This is a genomic window from Duganella sp. 1411, from assembly GCF_017833525.1.
Taxonomy (GTDB): Bacteria; Pseudomonadota; Gammaproteobacteria; order Burkholderiales; family Burkholderiaceae_D; genus Rugamonas.
In genome coordinates, this window is sequence record NZ_JAFICD010000001.1 from 535,481 (window position 1) to 554,796 (window position 19,316).

The window sequence follows — 19,316 nt, forward strand, 5'->3', positions numbered from 1 at the left end:
AACACCATGGCAACCGACCAGCGCAACGACCCCTACCGCGGCTACAACTTCGTGCTCGAGATCGACAACCTGCCCAAGGGCGCGTTCTCCGAGGTGGGCGGGCTCACCGCCGAGGGCGACAGCGTCGACTACCGCGAGGGCACCGACCTGCAATCGAACGTGCGCAAGCTGATGGGCATGCGCAAATACACCAACCTCACGCTCAAGCGCGGCTACACCCAGGACAAGGCGCTGTGGCAGTGGTACACCAACATCATGAACGGCGTGCCGGACCGGCGCAACGTCACCATCGTGCTGCTCAACGAGCGGCGCGAGGCAGTGCTGCGCTGGCACGCGGAGAACGCCTGGATCAACAAGATCGAAGGGCCGTCGCTGAAGGCCTCGTCCAACGACGTGGCGATGGAATCGATGGAGCTGATACACGAAGGCCTGACGCTGGAAATGTAAGCGGACGGCGGCAAGCGGCCGGCGCCACCGGCAGTCACGCAATGGGAGCGGCGATGCGAGTCTATGAAACGCCAGGGGTGTATTACGAGCGGGCCGACGCCTCGGGCGGCGGCATCGCCGCGCTGCGCACCGACGTCGCCGGCTTCGTCGGCATCGCCCAGCGCGGGCCGCTGGGCATCGCCGTGCCGGTGGAGTCGGCGCGCCAGTTCGAGGCCTGGTTCGGCGCGCCGATCGACAACGGCTACCTGGCCTACTGCGCGCGGGCGTTTTTCGAGAACGGCGGGCGGCGCATGTGGGCGGTGCGGGTGGCGTCGGCGGCCGCCTCCAGCGCCGCGCTGACGCTGGAGGACGGCGCCGGGCCGGCGTGGCGCATCGAGGCGTCCAGCCCCGGCGTCTGGGGCAACAACCTGAGCGTGCGCGTCACCGAGTCGCGACGGGCCCAGACCCGCGCCACGGTCGACGCGGTCGACCCGGCCCGGCTGCTGGTGGCGGACGGCGCCGGCTTCGGCCGCGCCAGCCTGGTCGAATGCCAGGCCGGGCCCGTGCGCGAGCGGGCGGTGCTGGCCGCGCCGGACGCGACCGCCGGCGCGCTGGCGCTGGCCCGGCCGCTGGCGCTGTTCGCGCCCAACAGCCGGCTGCGCGTCGAGACCATCGCCTACGCCATCGAGGTGTTCGACGGCGGCCGCCTGATCGCGCTGTACGACGACGTCTCGCTGATACCGGAGCATCCGCGTTACGGTCCGCTGCTGCTCAAGCAACCGTGGCAGACCCCCGACCTGCGCCAGCCCGAGCTGGACAACCGGCGCGCGCCGGAGCCGGACCTGGCGCTCGACTACTTCCGCGCCGCCCGCAACCGCGGCGCCATCGCGCCGCCGGCCATCGTCATCCGCGAACTGCGCACGCCGGCGGCGCGCGACGCGCTCACCCTGCTCGCCGGCGCCGGCGGCGCGGCGCCTGCCGCGCCGGTCCCGCTGGCCGGCGGCGCCGACGGCCTGGCGGCGCTGGCGGTGGCCGATTTCGTCGGCGCCGACCAGCCGCCCGGCGCCGCCAGCGCGGCGCTGGCGGCCGCCCGCAGCGGCATCGCGGCGCTGGCCCCGGTGGAGGAGATCGCGCTGCTGGCGGTGCCCGACATCCATATCCAGCCGCGCCAACCGAACCCGCTGCGCCCGCCCGCCGGCTGCGTGGCCGATCCCTGCCTGCCGCTGCCGGTGCTGCCGCCGGCGCCACGGCCGCCGGCCGTCGGCGACCTGCCGCCGCGCTTCACGCTGGCCCAGATTTACCAGGTGCAGGCCGCGATGGTGGCGCAGTGCGAGGGCCGGCGCGACCGCGTCGCCCTGCTCGACGCGCCGTTCGACACCTGCAACCGGCTGAGTTTTTCGGTCAACGAGCTGCGCGTCTGGCGCAGCCGTTTCGATACCCGCTTCGGCGCGCTCTACGCGCCTTGGCTGCTGGTGGTCGATCCGGCGCGCGCCGGCGCCACCCCGGCCAGGGCGCCGACCCGGGCGGTCCCGCCCAGCGGCCACGTGGCCGGCCTGTGCGCGGCCATCGACCTGCGCGCGGGCGTGCATGTGGCGCCGGCCAACGTCCCGCTGCTGTGGGCCCAGGACGCCTCGCTGGCCTTCGACGACGCCCGCCATGGCGAACTCAATATGCTGGGCGTCAACCTGCTGCGCGCCCTGCCCGGGCGCGGCGTGCGGGTGCTGGGCGCGCGCACGCTGTCGTCGGACCCCGACTGGCGCTTCGTCAACGTGCGGCGCCTGATGTCGATGATCGCCAAGGCCATCGACCTGTCGATCCAGTGGGCGGTGTTCGAGCCGAACGACTGGCACACGCGGGCCAAGCTGTCGATGGTGATCGGCTCCTTCCTGCGCGGCCTGTGGGCGCGCGGCGCGCTGGTCGGCGCCGCCGCCGACGAGGCCTACTACGTGCGCTGCGACGACAGCAACAACCCGCCCGGGACGCGCGAGCGCGGCCAGCTGCTGGTCCAGGTGGGGGTGGCGCCCAGCGTGCCCTTCGAATTCATCGTGCTGCGCATCGGCCGCGACGCCAACGGCTTCGCGATGAGCACCGACGCCGCCACGGCCGACGTCTAGCACCAGGAGAACGCCATGGCCCTGCTCTCGCGCGCCGACCCGGTGCTCAATCATAACTTCGTCGTCAGCCTGCTCGACACCAGCAGCGTGCTCGCCACGCTTGGCTCGGCGGCGCTGTCGGCGGTGCTGGACGTGGCCGTGGGCGGCTTTTCCGAGTGCTCGGGCATCGAGATGACGATGAAGACCGAGGACTACAAGGAAGGCGGCAACAACGGCGCCGTGCTGCGCTTCCCCAACCGCGTCGAATGGGGCGCGCTGACCTTGAAGAAGGGCCTGGGCTCGGGCAGCACGCTGTGGGACTGGCACTACGGCTTCGCGGTCGGCAAGGGCAAGCGGCGCGACGGCCTGGTCATCCTGCTCAACGACCAGCATGTGCCGAACAACATCTGGTTCTTCCGCCGCGGGCTGCCGACCAAGTACAGCGGGCCGCAGCTGAACGCGACCCAGAACAGCGTGGCGATCGAGGCGCTCGAAATCGCCCACGAGGGCATCTTCCAGCTGCCGCTGGTGGGCGCCGCCAGCGGCATCGGCGCGGCGGTGGCGGGCGCCGGCATCGGTGGCGCGATCGCGGCGGCGGGCAGTCTATCGGGTTCGATCGGGAATTTTTGAGGCGCGGCTTAGACGGGAGGGACAGAGATGACACAGGTCCGGATACGCGAGGTGGTCGGCACGCTGCAGGCGGTGGACAGCGAATCGCTGCTGTCGCCGCAAATCATGGAACGCATCGTGGCGGCGGTGCTGCAGGCGACCCGCGGCGCCCAGCGCGACGAGGCGGCGCGCCAGCGCGACACCCGCATCGGCGCGGCCTGCTGCCACGGCGGCGACGAGCATGGAGGCAAGCCGTGAGCGAGCCCGCGAAAGCCATCTTCCGGGTCTACTGGCACGGCCGCGGCCAGCCGGAGGACATCCCGGTGCAGTACAACCCGAGCGAGTACACGCTGGACAAGCAGGTGCAGATCGCCGAGGTGCAGATTCCCGGACTCGACGCGCCGCTGCAGCAGTTCGTGCGCGGCCAGGCCGAGAAGCTCACGCTCGACCTGTTCTTCGACACGACAGAACACGGCATGGGCGCCGGCGCCACCAGCGTGACCACCGAGACCGACAAGATCTACCAGCTGATCAAGATCGAACCGACGCGCCACGCGCCGCCCATCCTCGAATTCATCTGGAGCGACCAGATGGCCGGCACCCACATCGGCGGCGCGCCGGGCAGCGTGGCGGCCGCCGCCGCGAAGGCGGTCAGCGGCGCGGCGCAGGCGGCCGGGTCGGCGGTGGGCGCGGCGCTGGGCGCGGCCGGCAGCATCGGCGCGGCGGCGCAGGCGGTGGTCGGGCCGCCGCTGGGCAGCCAGCGCCGCAACGGCTTCCGCTGCCTGCTCGACAGCGTCAAGCAGAAGTTCACGCTGTTCTCGCCCGAGGGCGTGCCGCTGCGCGCCACGCTGACGGTCAGCCTGCGCGAATACAAGCGGCTGCGCGACCAGTTGCTGGAGCTGCATCTGAGCTCGCCCGACCGCACCCACGTGCACGCGCTGCAGCAGGGCGAGCAGCTGGCCAGCGTGGCGCAGCGCTATTACGACAGCCCGGTCGACTGGCGCGCGATCGCAGGGCACAACGCGATCGACGACCCGCGCCGCCTGGTGCCGGGCCGCCTGCTCACCGTACCGCCACTCGACTGAGGCCGACCATGCCCGCCATCACCTTGCAGCAAGCCGCCGCCACCTACGAGGACTTCTACGTCCCCCGCTTCGAGATCAAGGCGGGCGGCAAGGCGATTCCGCCGGCGGTGCTGCGCGACGTGGTGCAGGTGACGTACAACGATTCGACCACCGAGATCGACAGCTTCGACATCACCGTCAACAACTGGGACGACAGCACGCGCAGCTTCAAATACGTCGGTTCGGAGCGCGCCGCCAGGCTGACCGGCGCCACGCCGGAGGAACAGGTGCAGCGCCTGTTCGAGCCGTGCGCCGGCGAGTTCGAGCTCAAGCTGGGCTACGGCTCCAAGCTTGCCAGCGTGGTCAAGGGCGCCACCACCAGCCTTGAGCCCACCTTCCCGGCCGGCGCCGCGCCGACCCTGACGGTGCGCGCGTTGAACGTGCTGTTCAAGCTGCGCACCAAGCAATACCGCGACCACTGGAGCGGCAAGAAGATCAGCGAGGTGGCCGAGGACATCGGCCGCCGCAACGACACCGACGGCAAGAAGCGCTTCCCGCTGCCGATCCGCATCGACCGCACGGCCAAGGGCAAGGAGCCCAAGCTCGATTACATCGCCCAGGACAACCAGTACGACATCGACTTCCTGCTGCTGGAGGCGCGCAAGATCGGCTACGTGGTGTATGTCGACCTCGAACCCCAGGGCCAAGGCAAGCCGCCGCGCGAGGTGCTGCACTTCGGGCCGTCGGACGCGCTGCACGAGGGCGTGCCGGCCGTCAGCTATGAGCTCAAATGGGGCATCTCGCTGATCGATTTCAGCCCCAAGCTGTCCACCGCCAACCAGGTCAAGTCGGTCGAGGTCAAGAGCTGGAACCGCCAGACCAACAAGGCGATCAGGAAGAAGGTCGACCTCAAGCACCCGGACATCAAGATCAACCGCGACCTGCTGCACCTGCTCGACCAGGACGGCTGCAAGCCGCGCGAGGAGGTGGTCGTCGACGAGCCGCAATACACGCCGGAACAGGCCGAGCGGCGCGCGCTGGCGCTGTTGTCCGACAAGCTCAAGCTGATGGTCGAGGCCACCGGCACCACGGTCGGCCTGCCCGACCTGCGCGCCGGCCGGCGCGTGCGCATCAAGGGGCTGGGCGCGCGCTTCTCGGGCATCTATTTCGTCATCAAGACCACCCACACGCTGAACGACAGCGGCTACCAGACCAAATTCACCGCCCGCCGCGAGCAGGGCGAAGAGGGGGAACTATGAACCAGCGCGGTGTCGTGACGGCCTTCGTCGACGAGGTCGACGTCAAGCAGGGCCGGGTCAAGGTCGAATACAAGGCCATCGAGGACAAGCTGATGTCGCCGTGGGCGTATATCGCCGCGCCGATGTCGGGCAAGGGCCGCGGCGCGCTGTTCATGCCGGAGAAAGGCGACGAGGTGCTGATCTGCTTTGCCGACGGTCAGTTCGGCCACCCCTACGTGGTCGGCTTCCTGTGGAACGGCGAGCAGGTCTCGCCCGAGAAGGAGGCCCACAACCGCGTCATCGTCACCCCCGGCGGCCACCAGCTGCGCTTCGAGGACAAGCGCGACGACACCCGCGTCATCCTCAAATCGAACGGCCAGCACGCGTTGACGCTGGAGGACCAGGCCGCCGGCCCGCAGGTCCTGCTCAAGAGCAAGGACGGACGCGAGCTGCTGCTCGACGACCTGCCGGCCAACGGCAAGGTGCGCCTCAAGTCGGGCGAGAACCAGATCCTGATGGACGACCTGCCCGCCGGCACCAAGATCGAGCTCAAGGCCGGCAAGGGCGTGGGCGTGACGATCACGATGAACGCCACGCCGCAGCCGTCGCTGTCGATCGCCGTCGGCGCCGGCAACACGATCGACGTCAGCAGCAGCGGCGTGAGCGTGACGGCGGCCGGCACGCTCAGCGTCAACGCCGGCGGCGCCTCCAGCGTCACGGTCGGTGGCGCCGCCAGCGTGACGGTGGCCGGCGCGGCCAGCGTCACCGTCGGCGGCGCGGCCAGCATCACGGCCGGTGGCGCCGCCAGCATCACGGCCGGCGGCGCGGTGGCGATCACCGCCGCCGGCGCGGCCAGCATCACCGCCAGCGCCCTCAGCGTGACCGCCGGCATCGCCACCTTCGCCGGCGTGCTGCAGGCCGCGACGGTGATCACCAATGCCGTCGTCAGCCCGGTCTACACGCCGGGCGCCGGCAATCTCCTGTAGCGGCCGCCATGACAGCGCAACTCACCCTCCCCGCCGTGCAACTGCAGACCGACCCGGCGGCCGGCCCGGCGTCGCTGGAGCGGCCGGTGACGCTCAAGCTCGGCCCGCTCAGCTTCCCCGACGGCCAGCCGCTGCGCCAGGACGACACGCGCAAGATCGGCGCCTTCGTCTACCGCGCCCAGGGCGGCGCCGAGCAGATCTGGAACGAGGGCGAGCGCAACTGGACCAGCGTGCCGGCCGACCTGGCCGTGCTGGCCACGCTCACGCCGCTGCCGCTGCAGTCCAAGGACGGCGACCCGGCGCCGTGGCAGGGCCTGCTGGTGGCCGCCGGCCAGACCGACCAGGGCGGCGCCCCGCGCTACGCCAAGGCGCAGAACGGCGCGCCGGCCTACCGCCTGCGCGCCTTCGTCAAGGCGACGCGCGGCGGCGCCGACTATGTGGGCCTGGGCCCGCCGTCGGCCGACCTGCAATTCGTCAGCCTGGCCGAGTCGCAGCGTTTCGCCGTCAGGCTCGACACCGGCGACGCGCAGAGCTGCCAGCAGGTCAGGCTGATGCTGAAGAACGGCGCGCTGAACGAGGCCGGCTATGTCGAGATCCGCAGCAACGGCGGGCAGGAAGTGGAGATCGCCAATTGCGGCCCGGGCGGCGCGGTCAAGGCCAGGATCGTGCTGCTCGACAGCGGCGACATCCGGCTGGAGCCGGCCAGCGGCCGCAACATCGTACTCGGCGGCGATCTGCAGGCCGAGCGCATCACCTACCAGCCGCACAACGGCGCCGGCCGCCAGACGCTGTAGCCGGCAACCAAGCCAACCGGGAGAGAGAAAAAATGTATGCCCCACCCCAGAACCGTGCATTCCTCGGCGTCGGCTGGCGTTTCCCGCTGCAGGTGACGCCCAACGGCCGCATCGCCCAGGCGCGCCACGAGCAGCGCATCGAAGAGGCGATCGTGATCATCCTGTCGACCGCGCCGGGCGAGCGGCCGATGCTGCCGGAGTTCGGCTGCGGCATCCACAACACGCTGTTCGCGCCGAACGACTCGCGCACCATCGCGCTGGTGGTGCACCAGGTGCGCCAGGCGCTGACCCGCCACGAGGCGCGCATCGACGTGCTCGACGTGCACGCCGAGAACAACCTCGACGCGCCCAACCTGCTGCTGATCCGCATCAACTACCGTGTGCGCGAGACCAACGCCATCGGCAACCTGGTCTACCCCTTCTATATCCGCGAGGACCGCTGACATGCCGCTCAAAGACGCCCTGCCCGTCATCGACGACCGCCGCTACGGCGACATCGTGGCCGAGATCCGCACCCGCATCGCCCGCTACACGCCGGAGTGGAAGCCCGAGTGGAACGATCTCAACGACAGCGACCCCGGCGTGATCCTGGCGCAGACCTTCGCCTGGCTGTCCGAGATGATGCTGTTCCGCATGGCGCGGGTGCCCGAGCTCAACTACGTGAAATTCCTCGAGCTGATCGGCGTCGAGCTGACGCCGGCGCAGCCGGCGCGGGCCGACGTCAGCTTCGCGCTGGACCCGGCCTTCGCGGGCGCGAGCGTCATCGTGCCGCCCCGGACCCAGGTCGGCGCCGCCGCCGACGACGGCCCGCCGCTGGTGTTCGAGACCGAGCGCGCGCTCACGGCGGTGGCCTGCGAGCTGCGCTGCGTGCAGAGCTACGACGCGGCGGTCTACCGCGACGTCAGCGCCGCCAACGCCGCGCCGCAGGGCGCCGCCGGCTTCTTCCCCTTCGGCGAGGCGCCGCGCGACGACGGCGCGCTGGTGCTCGGCTTCGGCTTCCCGGCGACGTATCCGACGCCGGCGCGGTTCCCGGCGCTGAACCTGGACCTGGCCTTCTGGACCCGCGACCAGCCGAGCCAGGGCCGCATCCAGCAATGCGCGCCCGCCACCCGCGCCTACGCCAGCGCCAAGCTGCAGTGGGAGGGGTGGGACGGCAGCGACTGGCAGCGCGTCGACGCCCTCAACGACGAGACGCTGGCGTTCACCCGCGGCGGCCACATCGTGCTGCGCATCGGCGCCGGCCTGGGCCTGCAGCGCGCCTACCTGGGCGAATACGACGCCATCGACCCGGTCACCCGGCAGCCGCGCGACCCGCTGTTCTGGCTGCGCGCGCGGCTGGTGCGCACCCAGTACGAGCGCGCGCCCCTGCTGGCGGCCGTGCGCACCAACACGGTGCCGGCGATCCAGGCCCAGACCGTGCAGCGCGAGATCCTCGGCGGCACCTCGGGCGCGCGCAACCAGGTGTTCCAGGTCGAGAACACGCCCATCCTGCAAGGCAGCCTGGTGATCGCGATCGACGAGGGCACCGCCGCCACCCCGCGCAACTGGACCATCGTCGAAGACCTGTTCGGCGCCGGGCCCGCCGACGAGCAGCTGGCGGTCAACTGGACCAGCGGCGAGGTGCGCGCCGGCGACGGCGAGCACGGCCAGGTGCCGGTGGCCAACGCCAACAATCCGGACACCAACGTCGTCGCGCTCGAATACCGCTATGGCGGCGGCAAGCGCGGCAACGTGGGGCCGGGCGCGATCCGCAACCTGCTCGGCGCGGTCGACGGCATCGATGGCGGCAAGACCAGCAACCTGTTCGAGGCCAGCGGCGGGCGCGACGAGGAGCGCCTGGAGGAAGCCCAGGTGCGCGCGCGCAAGATGCTGCGGGCCCGCGAGCGCGCCGTCAGCGTCGACGATTTCGAGCTGCTGGCGCAGCAGGCCGGCAACGTCAAGCGCGCCAAGGCGCTGCCGCTGGCCAACCCGAACTTTCCCGGCGTGACGGTGCCGGGCGCCGTCACCGTCATCGTCGTGCCCGATTCGGACAGCCCGAATCCGCTGCCCGGCGACGGCCTGCTGCGCACCGTGTGCGCCTACCTGGACGCGCGGCGCCTGCTGACCACCGAGCTGTTCGTGGTGGCGCCGCGCTACGTGCTGGTCGAGATCGACGCGCAGGTGGTGGTCAAGGACAACGCCGACCCGGCGCAGGTCAAACAGGAGGTCGAGCGGGCGCTGTCGAGCTATCTGCACCCCTTGACCGGCGGCGACGACGGCCTCGGCTGGCCCTTCGGCGGCCCGTTGCGCTATTCCAAGATCGTGCAGCGCGTGTTCGGCGTCGACGGCGTCGACAGCGTGCCGCAACTGGTGCTGGTGGTCGACGGCGACCGCCAGCCGGAATGCCGCGACGTGCCGATCGAACCGCTGGCCGCCCATGCGCTGGTGTACTCGGCCGGCCACCAGGTCGAGGTGCTCACCGCGCGCCAATTCGAGGAGACGCCATGAGCCTGTCCGCCTCGCGCCCGGCGCCGCCGCCGGCCCCGCCGCACGACCCCTACTCGCTGCTGCTGTCGGGCCGCATCGGCGCCCGGCCGGACATCGGCTGGCGCGTGCGCCGCCTGGAGCGGGTCGAGATCGACCTGCCGACGCGCGCCCTGGTGCTGGGCCCGGCACCGGCCGCCGCCCGCTGGCTGAGCGAGCCGAACGGCGGCTTCGGCGGCCTGCGCAGCCCGCCCAACGTGGCGCGCACGGCGGCCGGCGAGTTGCTGCTGCTGGATGCGGCCAGCGGCGCGCTGCTGCGCTTCGACCCCTGCGCCTGCCGCTTCCAGCGACTGCCCTGCTTCACCAGCGTGGCCGGCGCCGACGCGGCGGGCTGCCTCGACCGGACCGGCCTGGCCGGCGCCGCCCAGCCGCCGCTGAACCGGCTGCGCGACCCGCGCGCGATCGCGGCCTGGCGCGGCGATCTGTATGTCGCCGACCGCGGCCACGGCCGCGTGGTGCGCTACGCGCTCGACGGGCTGGTGCCGCGCGACGCCGTGCGCCTGCCGCCGGCGGCGCGGGCGACGCTGGCCGTGCCCGTCTGGCATCCCACCGGCCTGGCCGTCGACGCTCGCGGCACGCTGTGGGTGTCCGACCCCGACAACGGCCGGGTCGATTCGTTCAATCCGCATGGCAAGTGGCTGGGCTGGGTCGCCGTCGGCGTCGGCGCCACCCACCTCGCGCTCGATTGCCGCGACCGGCCGCATGTGGTGATCGAGGCCGACCTACCGGTCCAGGCCAGCGTCGGCGCCGGGCCGCTGGCGCTGCAGCTCGACGGCCTGAGCGCCGGCTTCCACTGGCAGAGCCTGCGCCTGCCAAGTCTGCCGGCCGGGGCCCGCTTCACGATCGCCATCGACGCCGGCGACGCCCCCTGGAGCCCGGCCGAGCTGGATGACCCGGCCAACCCGCGCTGGTCGGCCTGGCTGGCGGCCGCCGACCTGGCGCGCCTGGCGGACGCGCTGCCGCTGGCCGGCGTCGGCGGGCGCTATCTGCGGCTGCGGCTGGCGCCCGAGGCCGGCCATGCGCCGACACCGCCGTTCGACTTGCTGGCCCACGGCGCGCGCGTGGTGCGCATCGACGGCCAGGCCGTCGAACCGTTGCCCTGGGCGCGCGCCGACCTGGTCGAGGGCTTCCCGCCCAACCCGCTACAGGCCGACCTGCGCGGCCATCTGCACCTGCATTGCGCGGACGGTCCGGCCGTGTTCGATCCGCACGGCCGTCCGGTGCCGCCCGAGCAGCGCCTGGGCGGCGAGCGCTACGAGCGGACCGGCCGCTATGTCTCGGCCGCGCTCGACGCCGGAATCGACGGCTGCCAGTGGCACCGCGTCGAGCTGCGCGGCGCGATCCCGCCCGGCTGCGGCATCGAGGTGCGCACGGCCAGCGCCGCCATCGAGCTGACGCCGGACGAGGTCGATTCGCTGCCCGACCATGCCTGGTGCACCCGGCTGGTGGCCACTGGCATGACGCCGCGCGACGGCGCCACCCCCGCCGACTGCGGCTGGGATTGCCTGATCATGAGCCCGCCCGGGCGCTTCCTGTGGCTGCAGCTGGGCCTGCGCGGCGACGGCCGCGCCACGCCGTGCGTAGCCGCCGCGCTGGTCGAATACCCGCGCATCAGCCTGCGCCGCTACCTGCCCGGGGTGTTCGGCTTCGACCCGGTCGGCGCCGATTTCACCGACCGCTTCAGCGCCATCTTCGACGCCACGCTGCGCTCGATCGAAGGCCGGCTCGACCGCCAGGCGATGCTGTTCGACCCGCTCTCGGCGCCGGCCGAGGCCGTGCCGGGCGGCACCGATTTCCTCGACTGGCTGGCCGGCTGGATCGGCGTCACGCTGTCGCGCGACTGGCCGCTGGCGCGCCGCCGCCACTACCTGAAGCAGGTGGCCCGCCTGTATTGCCAGCGCGGCAGCGCCGACGGCCTGCGGCGCCAGCTGTTGCTGCTGCTGGGCTTTGACCGCGCCTACGCCGAACACTGCCTGGACGAGCGGCCGCGCCGGCGTTGCCTGCCGGAACCGCGCAACTGCGCGCCCTGCCCGCCCTGCCTGCCGGCCTGCCCGCCGCCGCTGATCCTCGAGCATTTCAAGCTGCGGCGCTGGCTGTATGCCGGCCAGGGCCGCCTGGGCAGCGACTCGGTGTTGTGGGGCAAGGGCATCGTCGGCCGCTCCGAGCTGTCCGGCGCGGGCCGGCCGCCCAGCGGCAACGCCCAGGTCGGCGTCACCACGCTCAACCGCGTGCCCGACCCGCTGCGCGACCCGTTCCACGTGCAGGCCCACAAATTCAGCGTGTTCGTGCCGGCCCGCATCCGCGCCGTGCCGACCGAACGGCGCGCGCTCGAACAATTGCTGGCGCAGGAAACGCCGGCGCATACCCAGGCCGACATCCGTTATGTCGAGCCGCGCTTTCGCGTCGGCGTGCAGGCGATGATCGGGCTCGACAGCGTGATCGCCAGGACGCCGGCCGGCGTGCGGCTGGACCAGGCGGTGTTGAGGCAAGGCACGGTACTGAGTGGCCGCCACTCAGCCGAGAGCAGTTTTCTGTGAAAGGACACACCATGGGTTGCCAGCAGGATCATCCGGACCATCAAACCTGCACCGAGTGCGAGTTCGATCCCTTCGTCCGCAACCACTTCTTCACCGGCAAGATGATGGGCGCCGGCGAATTCATCACCGAGTCGCGCTATCAGGCCGAGAAGATGCGCCACCACAACCTGCGGCTGCACGGCTGGGGCGTGGTGTGCGGGCTGCGCGTGCGCCAGCACCCGTCGCCGGACTGCCGCAGCCGCTACGTGCTGGTCGACCCGGGCAGCGCGCTCGATTGCTGCGGCCACGAAATCCTGGTCACGCGCCAGGAGATCCTCGACGTCGGCCAGCACCCGCTGGTCAAGCAAAAGACCGCCGACGGCCTGCTGCACGCGCTGCAGGTGGCGCTGTGCTACCGCGAATGCCCCACCGAGGAAGTGCCGGTGCTCTATGACGAGTGCGGCTGCGACGACACCCAGTGCGCGCCCAACCGCATCCTCGAATCGTTCAGCTACGACGTGCTGGTCGACCCGCCGCTGTCGTTCGACTTCGGCGCCGGCGCCACGCTCGGCGCCTTCGTCCTGAGCGACCTGCACGGGGTCACGGGCCCGATGCGCGCGAGCGCCGCCGGCAAGGTGGCGCTGATCGATCCCGGCAACGCCCGCCAGGCCTGGGTGCTCGACCCGGCCCACCGCAGCCTGCTCGGCCTGGACCTGCCGGCGCCGGCGCGCGCGCTGGCGATGGCGCCGGACGGCGTGCGCTTCTTCGTCGTCACCGACCCGGTCGCGCCCGGCACCTTGTGCGAAGTGCACGTCTACCTGACCGCCGACGGCGCCGAGGTGGCGCCACTGGTGGCCGGCACGGTGCGCACGCTGCCGGGCACGACCGCCAACAGCACCTTCGCCGCCGCCGCCAGCAGCGCCGCCGCGCGCCGGCTGCTGGTGCTCGACCGCGGCGCCGGCCGGCTCTACCTGTGGGCCGAGGACGCCACCGCCGGCATCCAGGACGCGGCGGGCGCCGCGCCCATCGCCGTTGCCGTTGGCGGCCAGTCGTTCAGCGCGACCGGGGACGGCGCCTTCGCCTTTGCCATCGGCGCCGGCGGCGTGGTGCAGGTCATCGATTGCGCCGCCGGCACCGTCGCCCCACTCGCCGGCCTGCCCGCCAGCGCCAAGCCGAACGCGCTGGCGCCGTTCGTGCGCGGCGCCGACGCCATGCTGGCGGTGGCGAGCGGCGACGAACACCGGGTCTACCTGGTCGACCGCGGCGCCGCCACGCTGGCGGCGACGCTCGACCTGGCGCATCCCCCGGTGTTCCTGCATGCCAGCAGCGGCGCCGCGCCCTGGCTCACCGTCTACGAGGAGGAAGCGGGACACGCCCATGTGCAATCGGCGGCGCTGGCGACCCTGCCCCCGCTGGTCAGCGCGCCGCGCCGCGCCGGCAGCGGCCCGCGCCGCATCGTGCTGGTCCAGGCCGACGGCCAGGCCAGCCTGCTCGATCCGGCCCAGCTGGCGCAGGGCGACTGCGCCAGCCTGCTGTGCCGGCAAATCGACGACTGCGGCGGCTGCGACACGCCGGACTGCGTGGTGCTGGCGACGCTGGCCAACTACCTGCCGCCGATGCAGATGCTGGATCTGCCTGCGCAGGACGACGATCGCGCCAAGCAGATCACGCGCATCGACAACCGCCGCGGCCGGCGCGTGCTGGCCAGCACCGCCACCTTGCAGGCGTGGCTGGAATGCCTGCAACTCAAGAACGCGCCGGGACGCGACGGCACCAACGGCACCAATGGCACCAACGGCACCGACGGCCGCCCCGGGCGCGACGGCGTGGACGGCCTCGGGCTGGACGCCAACCTGCCCAAGATCATCGACATCGGCTGGGTGCACGGTGGCATGGTCAGCCTGCAAGCCCTCGACACCCTGTACACCGGCATCAAGGACCTGGACGACGCCCGCAGGCGCATCGCCCAGGGCGCAGACCCGCGCGGCGGGGTGCCGCTGTTCACCCTGTACTTCAACCGGGCGGTGACGACCAATCCGCGCTGGTGGCGCCAGATATTCAACCTGCGCGTCGAAGCGCCGCTGGCCTTGCCGATCGGCGCGCCGGCGCCGCAGAACAACCAGCGCCCGTGGCTGTCGCCCGGCTTCTACTGGCCGCTCGATTTCAAGCTCTACGGCGACATCGCCGAGGTGCCCGGCCCGCTCACCACGCCGCACACCAACGAGCAGGCCGCCTGCGCGGTCAGCTTCATCCTGCGCCGGGAGTTCTTCGTGCTCGATAACAACAAGCGCGGCTACGGCTATATGTACCTGCTGCTGGCCGGCCTGCTGGCGCGCGTGGCCAACCAGACCCATCAGTTGCCGGAGGAGCAGCAGGTCGAGCAGCCGCAGCTCTGTATCGAGTTCAAGAGCGCGTTCGTCGGCGTCACCGATGCCGCCGGCCGCATCCTGCAAACCGGCGTGGTCGATGGCGACAACATCGGCGGCCGCGTCGGCCTGAACGAGGCGCGCGGCGGGCCCATCCTCGGCGGCCTCAACCCGTCCGGCAACCTGACCCAGGGCGGCACCTTCGAGAGCTGGATCACGGTCGGCGCGTCGGACCGCCTGGGCGAGGCCGACCTCACCCACGGCCTGCGGGCGTTCGGCGGCGCGCCGATGGCCCAGGGCTTCATGGCCGCCGGCGCCGCCATGCCGCCCAGCGCCAACCTGGTCAGCGCCGAACAGCTCGGCGCCGTGCCCGGCATCCAGGCCGCGCTGGCCAAGCGTTTGCTCGCCGAACGGGCGCGCGCGCCGTTCGCCGGCGTCGAGGACCTGCGGCAGCGGCTCAAGCTCGACGAGCGCGAGCTGACGCTGCTGACCGACCGCCTGCTCATCATCTGACCGCATCGAGGGAGAACCCAAATGCCGCATGACATCAGTTACGACGCCTACACCCGGCGCGAAGCGGACAATCCGTGGACCCAGGCCAAGGCCAAACCGCGCCAACGCACCGACCCGTGCGCCGACGACTGCACCCCGCGCTGCCCCGCCTGCGGCGGCCTCAAGTGCCTATGCCGGCCGCGCTTTTTCCCCGGCCAGTTGTTGACCGACGTCGACCTGAACCGGCTCGAACAATACGTGGTCGACAAGAACCGCCTGCACAACCGCTACCTGCACGGCTGGGGCGTGGCCTGCGGGCTGGAGGTGGTGTGCGACCCGTGCAACGCCGGCCACGTGCTGGTGCGCGGCGGCTACGCGCTGGCGCCCTGCGGCGACGACATCGTCGTCTGCGCCGACCAGTCGGTCGACATCTGCAAGCTGATCAGCCAGTGCGCGCCGGTGCGCGAGCCGCTGTGCGACACGCCGTACGACGTGCCGCCCGAGGACTGCTCGGGGCGCGCGCGGCGCTGGGTGCTGGCGATCTGCTATGACGAGCGGCCGGTGCGCGGCATCACCGCCCAGCTCGGCATGGGCGACACCGCGTGCGGACCGCGCTGCGGCTGCGGCGGATCGGGTGGTTGCGGCTGCGGCGCGAACGGCGGCGCGAACGGCGGCGGCTCCTGCGCTTGCGGCGGCTCGGCCCAGGCCGGCACCTGCGGCTGCGGCGCCGCCGCCAAGGCCACTTCCGGCCGGACCAAGCCCGGCAACCCGCAGTGCGAACCGACCCAGATCTGCGAGGGCTACCGCTTCGTGGCCTACCCGGCGCCCAAGCCGCTGGCCATGCCCGACATCGGCCAGCGCGAAGATCCGGCCGGCAACAGCAGCAGCGCCAACCTGCTGTGGGCCTGGATGTACGCCAATCGGGCGCGCTTCGGCCCGCTGCTCGAGCGCGTGCTGTGCTGCCTCACGCGCGCCATGCAACTGCGCGGCGAGATCCGCGAAGGCAAGCGGCTCGACAATGTCGCCGCGCTCGGCGTTTATACCGACTACGCCGGCGCCCTGCGCGAATTCGCGGCCGATTTCGCGCTGCACCGCTGCGCCTTCGTCGGCCGTGTGTCGACCCAGTACGAGGACGCCAAGGCCTGGGTGCGTGGCCTCGGCGATGTCGGCGAGCTCACGCAGGCGCAGCAGGCCGAGCTTGGCCAGCGCGTGCACGCGCTGGAACTGAGCTGGCTCGACATCGTCTCCGAGTGCTTTTGCTCGGCGCTGCTGCCCGCCTGCCCCCAGCCCGCGCCCGACAACTGCGTGCCGCTGGCGGTGGTCACCGTCGGCGGCACCACCTGCCGCGTCGGCGAGATCTGCAACTGGGAGGCGCGCAAGCTGCTGATCACCTGGCGCACGGTGATGTACTGGTTCTCCTGGCTGCCGTGGGGCTTGCTGCGCCAGTGGATCGCCAAACTGTGCTGCGGCGACGAGCGCGACCGGGGCACTTACAACATGCTGATGCTGATGTTCGGCGCCGCCTTCCTCGGCTTGAAGGGCGGCGCCCAGACGGCCGCGCCCGGTTTCGATTCCGCGATGCGGGCGGCGGGCGCGCCGGCCGCCGCCGCCGGCGAGCCGCAGGGCGACCCGCTGCAGGCGGCGCTGGCCGCGCCGGACATGCTCGCCTTCATGCTGCGCGACTTCGACACGCTGCGCGCGCAGGGGGCGGCCTCCGGCACCCACCCGGCCTGGGCGGCGCTGGTGGCGCGCATGGCCGACGCCTCGGCGCTGGCGCCGCTGGCGGGCGGCGGCGACCGCTCCGGCGTCACCGAGCTGGACCGGAAGGTGGAGGCGCTGAACCGCACCGCCGCGGCCCAGCAACAGCAAATCGCCGCGCAGCAAAAGCAGATCGAGGAGCTGATCCGGCGCACGCAAGGCGACAACCCGCCCGCGGCGCCGGCCAGGAAGCGGAAATAGGAGAACGTCCATGGACATGCAAGACCAACGGCCGCGTTTCTTCGAGGGCCAGTTCCTGTCGGCCGACGACCTCACGGCGATCATCGACTACCTGCGCACCGGCGACGCCCGCCAGGCGCTGGGCCCGCACACCTGGGGCATCGCGCTCGGGCTCGGGCTCACCGAGCGCGACGCGCCGGGGGCGCCGGACCGGGTCGAGGTGGTGCTGCAGCCCGGTTTCGGCTGGGACGGTTTCGGCCGGCCGCTGGCCGTGACGCGGCCGGCCCGGCTGGCCGAATCGCTGTTCGCCGAGATACCGTTCCACGCCACGCTCGACGCCCCCGGCGGCGGCGGCCGGCTGGTGCCGGTCTGGCTCGCCTACGACGAAGTGCCCGGCAACAACGCGCCGCCCGGCTTCGAAACCTGCGCCGGCGACGACCAGAACGCCCGCATCGGCGCCGCGTTCCGCTTCGTCATCGGCAAGCAGGCGGCGGGCGACCAGCAAGCGCCGGTCGCCATCGGCACCCAAAGCATGCCGGCGCAGCAGGCGCTGAGCAGCTTTGACGCGGCCGCCGGCACGCTGTGGGACGGCGCCGTGCCGCACCAAACCTTTCCCGGCTCGGGCAAGCCGCCGCGCTGGCTGCTGCCGATCGGCTACGTGCGCTGGATCGCCCGCCAGGACGCGCTCGGCTACTTCGCCAAGCGCGCGCTCAAGGCGGACCAGCACGCCGACGGCCGCATCCGCGCCTTCCGCCGGCATATCGGCGCGGTGGCCGAGCGCATCGAGGCGGCCGACGGCGCCATCGTGCTGCACGACCGCTTCGAAGACCCCGCCGCCCTGCACCGCTACGCGCGCCTGCTCGGCGATCCGGACAAGGCGCTGTCCTACCGCGCGGACCTGGTCTGGGTCGAAGGCAATCTGCGGGTGGGCGGCGACGCCAAGATCAATGGCGGCAAGCTGCACCTGCGCGACGCCGACGGCGAGGCGCGCGGCACGCCGCTGTACCTCGCCCGCGCCGGCGACGACAATCCCAACGACGACGGCAAGCGCCAGTTGCGGGTCGCCATCGGCGACAGCACGCAGAAGAACAACAAGCTGTATGTGGGCCCGCAGCAGAGCGTCGCCGGCGTCACCGGCATCGCGCCGCGGCTGGTGGTGCAGAGCGGCGTGGACGGCAACGACAACGAGGGGCGCGTGGGCGTCAACACCGACACCCCGCACGCCGCGCTCGAAGTCAAGGGCGACTGGGACGGCCAGGACGACGGCGCCGTGCGCCTGGCGGGCAACCAGCCCACCCTCCGCTTCGAGGGCGGCGCCGACGTCGGCGCCCACAAATGGATCATGCAACTGGGCAGCCAGCCGCCGGGCGCGCTCAAACTGGCCCACCGCTTCGGCAACCAGCCGTGGGAGGGCGTGCTGTACGCGACACCGGAGCGGCGCGTCGGCATCGGCGCCACCGCCCCGCTCAGTCCGTTCGCGGTGCGCGCGCAGCAAGGCGCGCCGGGCGTCGAGGACCTGGTCAGCCTGGAGGACATCGGCGGCGCCACCAAATGGCATCTGAACCTGCGCGCGGGCGGCGGCGGTAAGCACCTCAACTTCGGCGAGACCGGCGCGCAGGAGGGACGGCTGTTCCTGCAGGCGGGCGGCAACGTCGGCATCGGCACCGTCGATCCGCAAACCAAGGTACACATCCACGGCGCCAGGCTGCGGCTGCAAAACGTCACCGGAATCCCCGGCGCGCGCGTGCTGGACATGCGCACCGACGGCAGCGCGGTGGACCTGCAGACCGAGACCTGCGACCTGCACCTGCGCAGCACCCACCCCGGCGGCCCGCCGGACCGCCATATCGTCATGAACGCGCTGGCGGGCGACGGCAATGTCGGCGTCGGCCGCGTGCCGGTCGGCCAGAAGCTCGAAGTCCAGGGCAACATCCTGTTCGGCGCGATGGCCAACCTGTTCGCGGTCGGCGCCAACCTGCCGCTGCGCGCGGTGATCGGCCAGGTCGGCGCCAACGGGGTCGGCATCGGCAGCGGCTTTGTCGCCAGCCGGACCGCGACCGGCGACTATCTCGTCATCTTCGCGCCGCCGTTCACCGCCCCGCCGATCGTGGTCGCCACCCCGATCGACTCAATCAACGACGACAACGTGCTGACGCTGCGCGCCGTCAACGCGGTCAGCTTCCAGGTGCACACGCGCGACATCACCGGCAACGACGATCCCGACGTCCAGGACACCGCGTTCAGCTTCATCGCCTTCGGCGCGACCTGAGG

Annotated in this window: 14 protein-coding genes; all 14 read left to right on the plus strand. The window is 72.1% G+C overall.

Annotation, left to right across the window (positions count from 1 at the left end; translation table 11 throughout):
- The first annotated feature begins 6 nt into the window (after positions 1-6).
- From JOD97_RS02150 to JOD97_RS02215, 14 genes are read left to right on the plus strand one after another with little or no spacing between them, the layout of a single operon-like run.
- Positions 7-447: a phage tail protein gene (locus JOD97_RS02150; RefSeq protein ID WP_209712974.1), complete on the plus strand. Its 441-nt coding sequence runs from the start codon at positions 7-9 to the stop codon at positions 445-447.
- A 53-nt stretch (positions 448-500) separates the two neighbouring features.
- Positions 501-2,540 (plus strand): phage tail sheath C-terminal domain-containing protein, encoded by a 2,040-nt coding sequence (locus tag JOD97_RS02155; RefSeq protein WP_209712975.1) that lies wholly within the window; start codon positions 501-503, stop codon positions 2,538-2,540.
- A 15-nt stretch (positions 2,541-2,555) separates the two neighbouring features.
- A complete protein-coding gene (locus JOD97_RS02160) occupies positions 2,556-3,149 on the plus strand; it encodes a phage tail protein (RefSeq protein WP_209712976.1) in 594 nt (197 codons plus the stop codon).
- Between the two features lie 27 nt (positions 3,150-3,176).
- Entirely contained in the window at positions 3,177-3,386 is a 210-nt protein-coding gene (locus JOD97_RS02165; RefSeq protein WP_209712977.1) for a hypothetical protein, read from the plus strand.
- Positions 3,383-4,213, plus strand: a complete 831-nt coding sequence (locus tag JOD97_RS02170) for a LysM peptidoglycan-binding domain-containing protein (RefSeq protein WP_209712978.1) — start codon at positions 3,383-3,385, stop codon at positions 4,211-4,213. Before JOD97_RS02165 ends, JOD97_RS02170 begins: the two co-directional genes overlap by 4 nt.
- Positions 4,214-4,221: 8 nt before the next feature.
- Complete coding sequence (locus JOD97_RS02175; protein WP_209712979.1) at positions 4,222-5,451, plus strand: phage late control D family protein; 1,230 nt, start codon at positions 4,222-4,224, stop codon at positions 5,449-5,451.
- Positions 5,448-6,416, plus strand: a complete 969-nt coding sequence (locus JOD97_RS02180; RefSeq protein ID WP_209712980.1) for a phage baseplate assembly protein V — start codon at positions 5,448-5,450, stop codon at positions 6,414-6,416. Before JOD97_RS02175 ends, JOD97_RS02180 begins: the two co-directional genes overlap by 4 nt.
- Positions 6,417-6,424: 8 nt before the next feature.
- Positions 6,425-7,210: a hypothetical protein gene (locus tag JOD97_RS02185; protein WP_209712981.1), complete on the plus strand. Its 786-nt coding sequence runs from the start codon at positions 6,425-6,427 to the stop codon at positions 7,208-7,210.
- Between the two features lie 32 nt (positions 7,211-7,242).
- Entirely contained in the window at positions 7,243-7,653 is a 411-nt protein-coding gene (locus tag JOD97_RS02190; protein ID WP_209712982.1) for a GPW/gp25 family protein, read from the plus strand.
- 1 nt (position 7,654) lies between these two features.
- The gene (locus JOD97_RS02195) at positions 7,655-9,697 is read left to right on the plus strand and encodes a putative baseplate assembly protein (RefSeq protein ID WP_209712983.1); all 2,043 of its coding nucleotides are present in this window, start codon (positions 7,655-7,657) and stop codon (positions 9,695-9,697) included.
- Positions 9,694-12,270, plus strand: coding sequence for a phage tail protein (locus JOD97_RS02200; protein WP_209712984.1), 2,577 nt, complete (start codon positions 9,694-9,696; stop codon positions 12,268-12,270). Before JOD97_RS02195 ends, JOD97_RS02200 begins: the two co-directional genes overlap by 4 nt.
- A complete protein-coding gene (locus JOD97_RS02205; protein ID WP_209712985.1) occupies positions 12,267-15,128 on the plus strand; it encodes a hypothetical protein in 2,862 nt (953 codons plus the stop codon). The genes JOD97_RS02200 and JOD97_RS02205 overlap by 4 nt, the downstream gene beginning before the upstream one ends.
- 21 nt (positions 15,129-15,149) lie before the next feature.
- Positions 15,150-17,066, plus strand: coding sequence for a hypothetical protein (locus JOD97_RS02210; RefSeq protein ID WP_209712986.1), 1,917 nt, complete (start codon positions 15,150-15,152; stop codon positions 17,064-17,066).
- Between the two features lie 10 nt (positions 17,067-17,076).
- Positions 17,077-19,314, plus strand: coding sequence for a hypothetical protein (locus tag JOD97_RS02215; protein WP_209712987.1), 2,238 nt, complete (start codon positions 17,077-17,079; stop codon positions 19,312-19,314).
- Positions 19,315-19,316 lie beyond the last annotated feature (2 nt).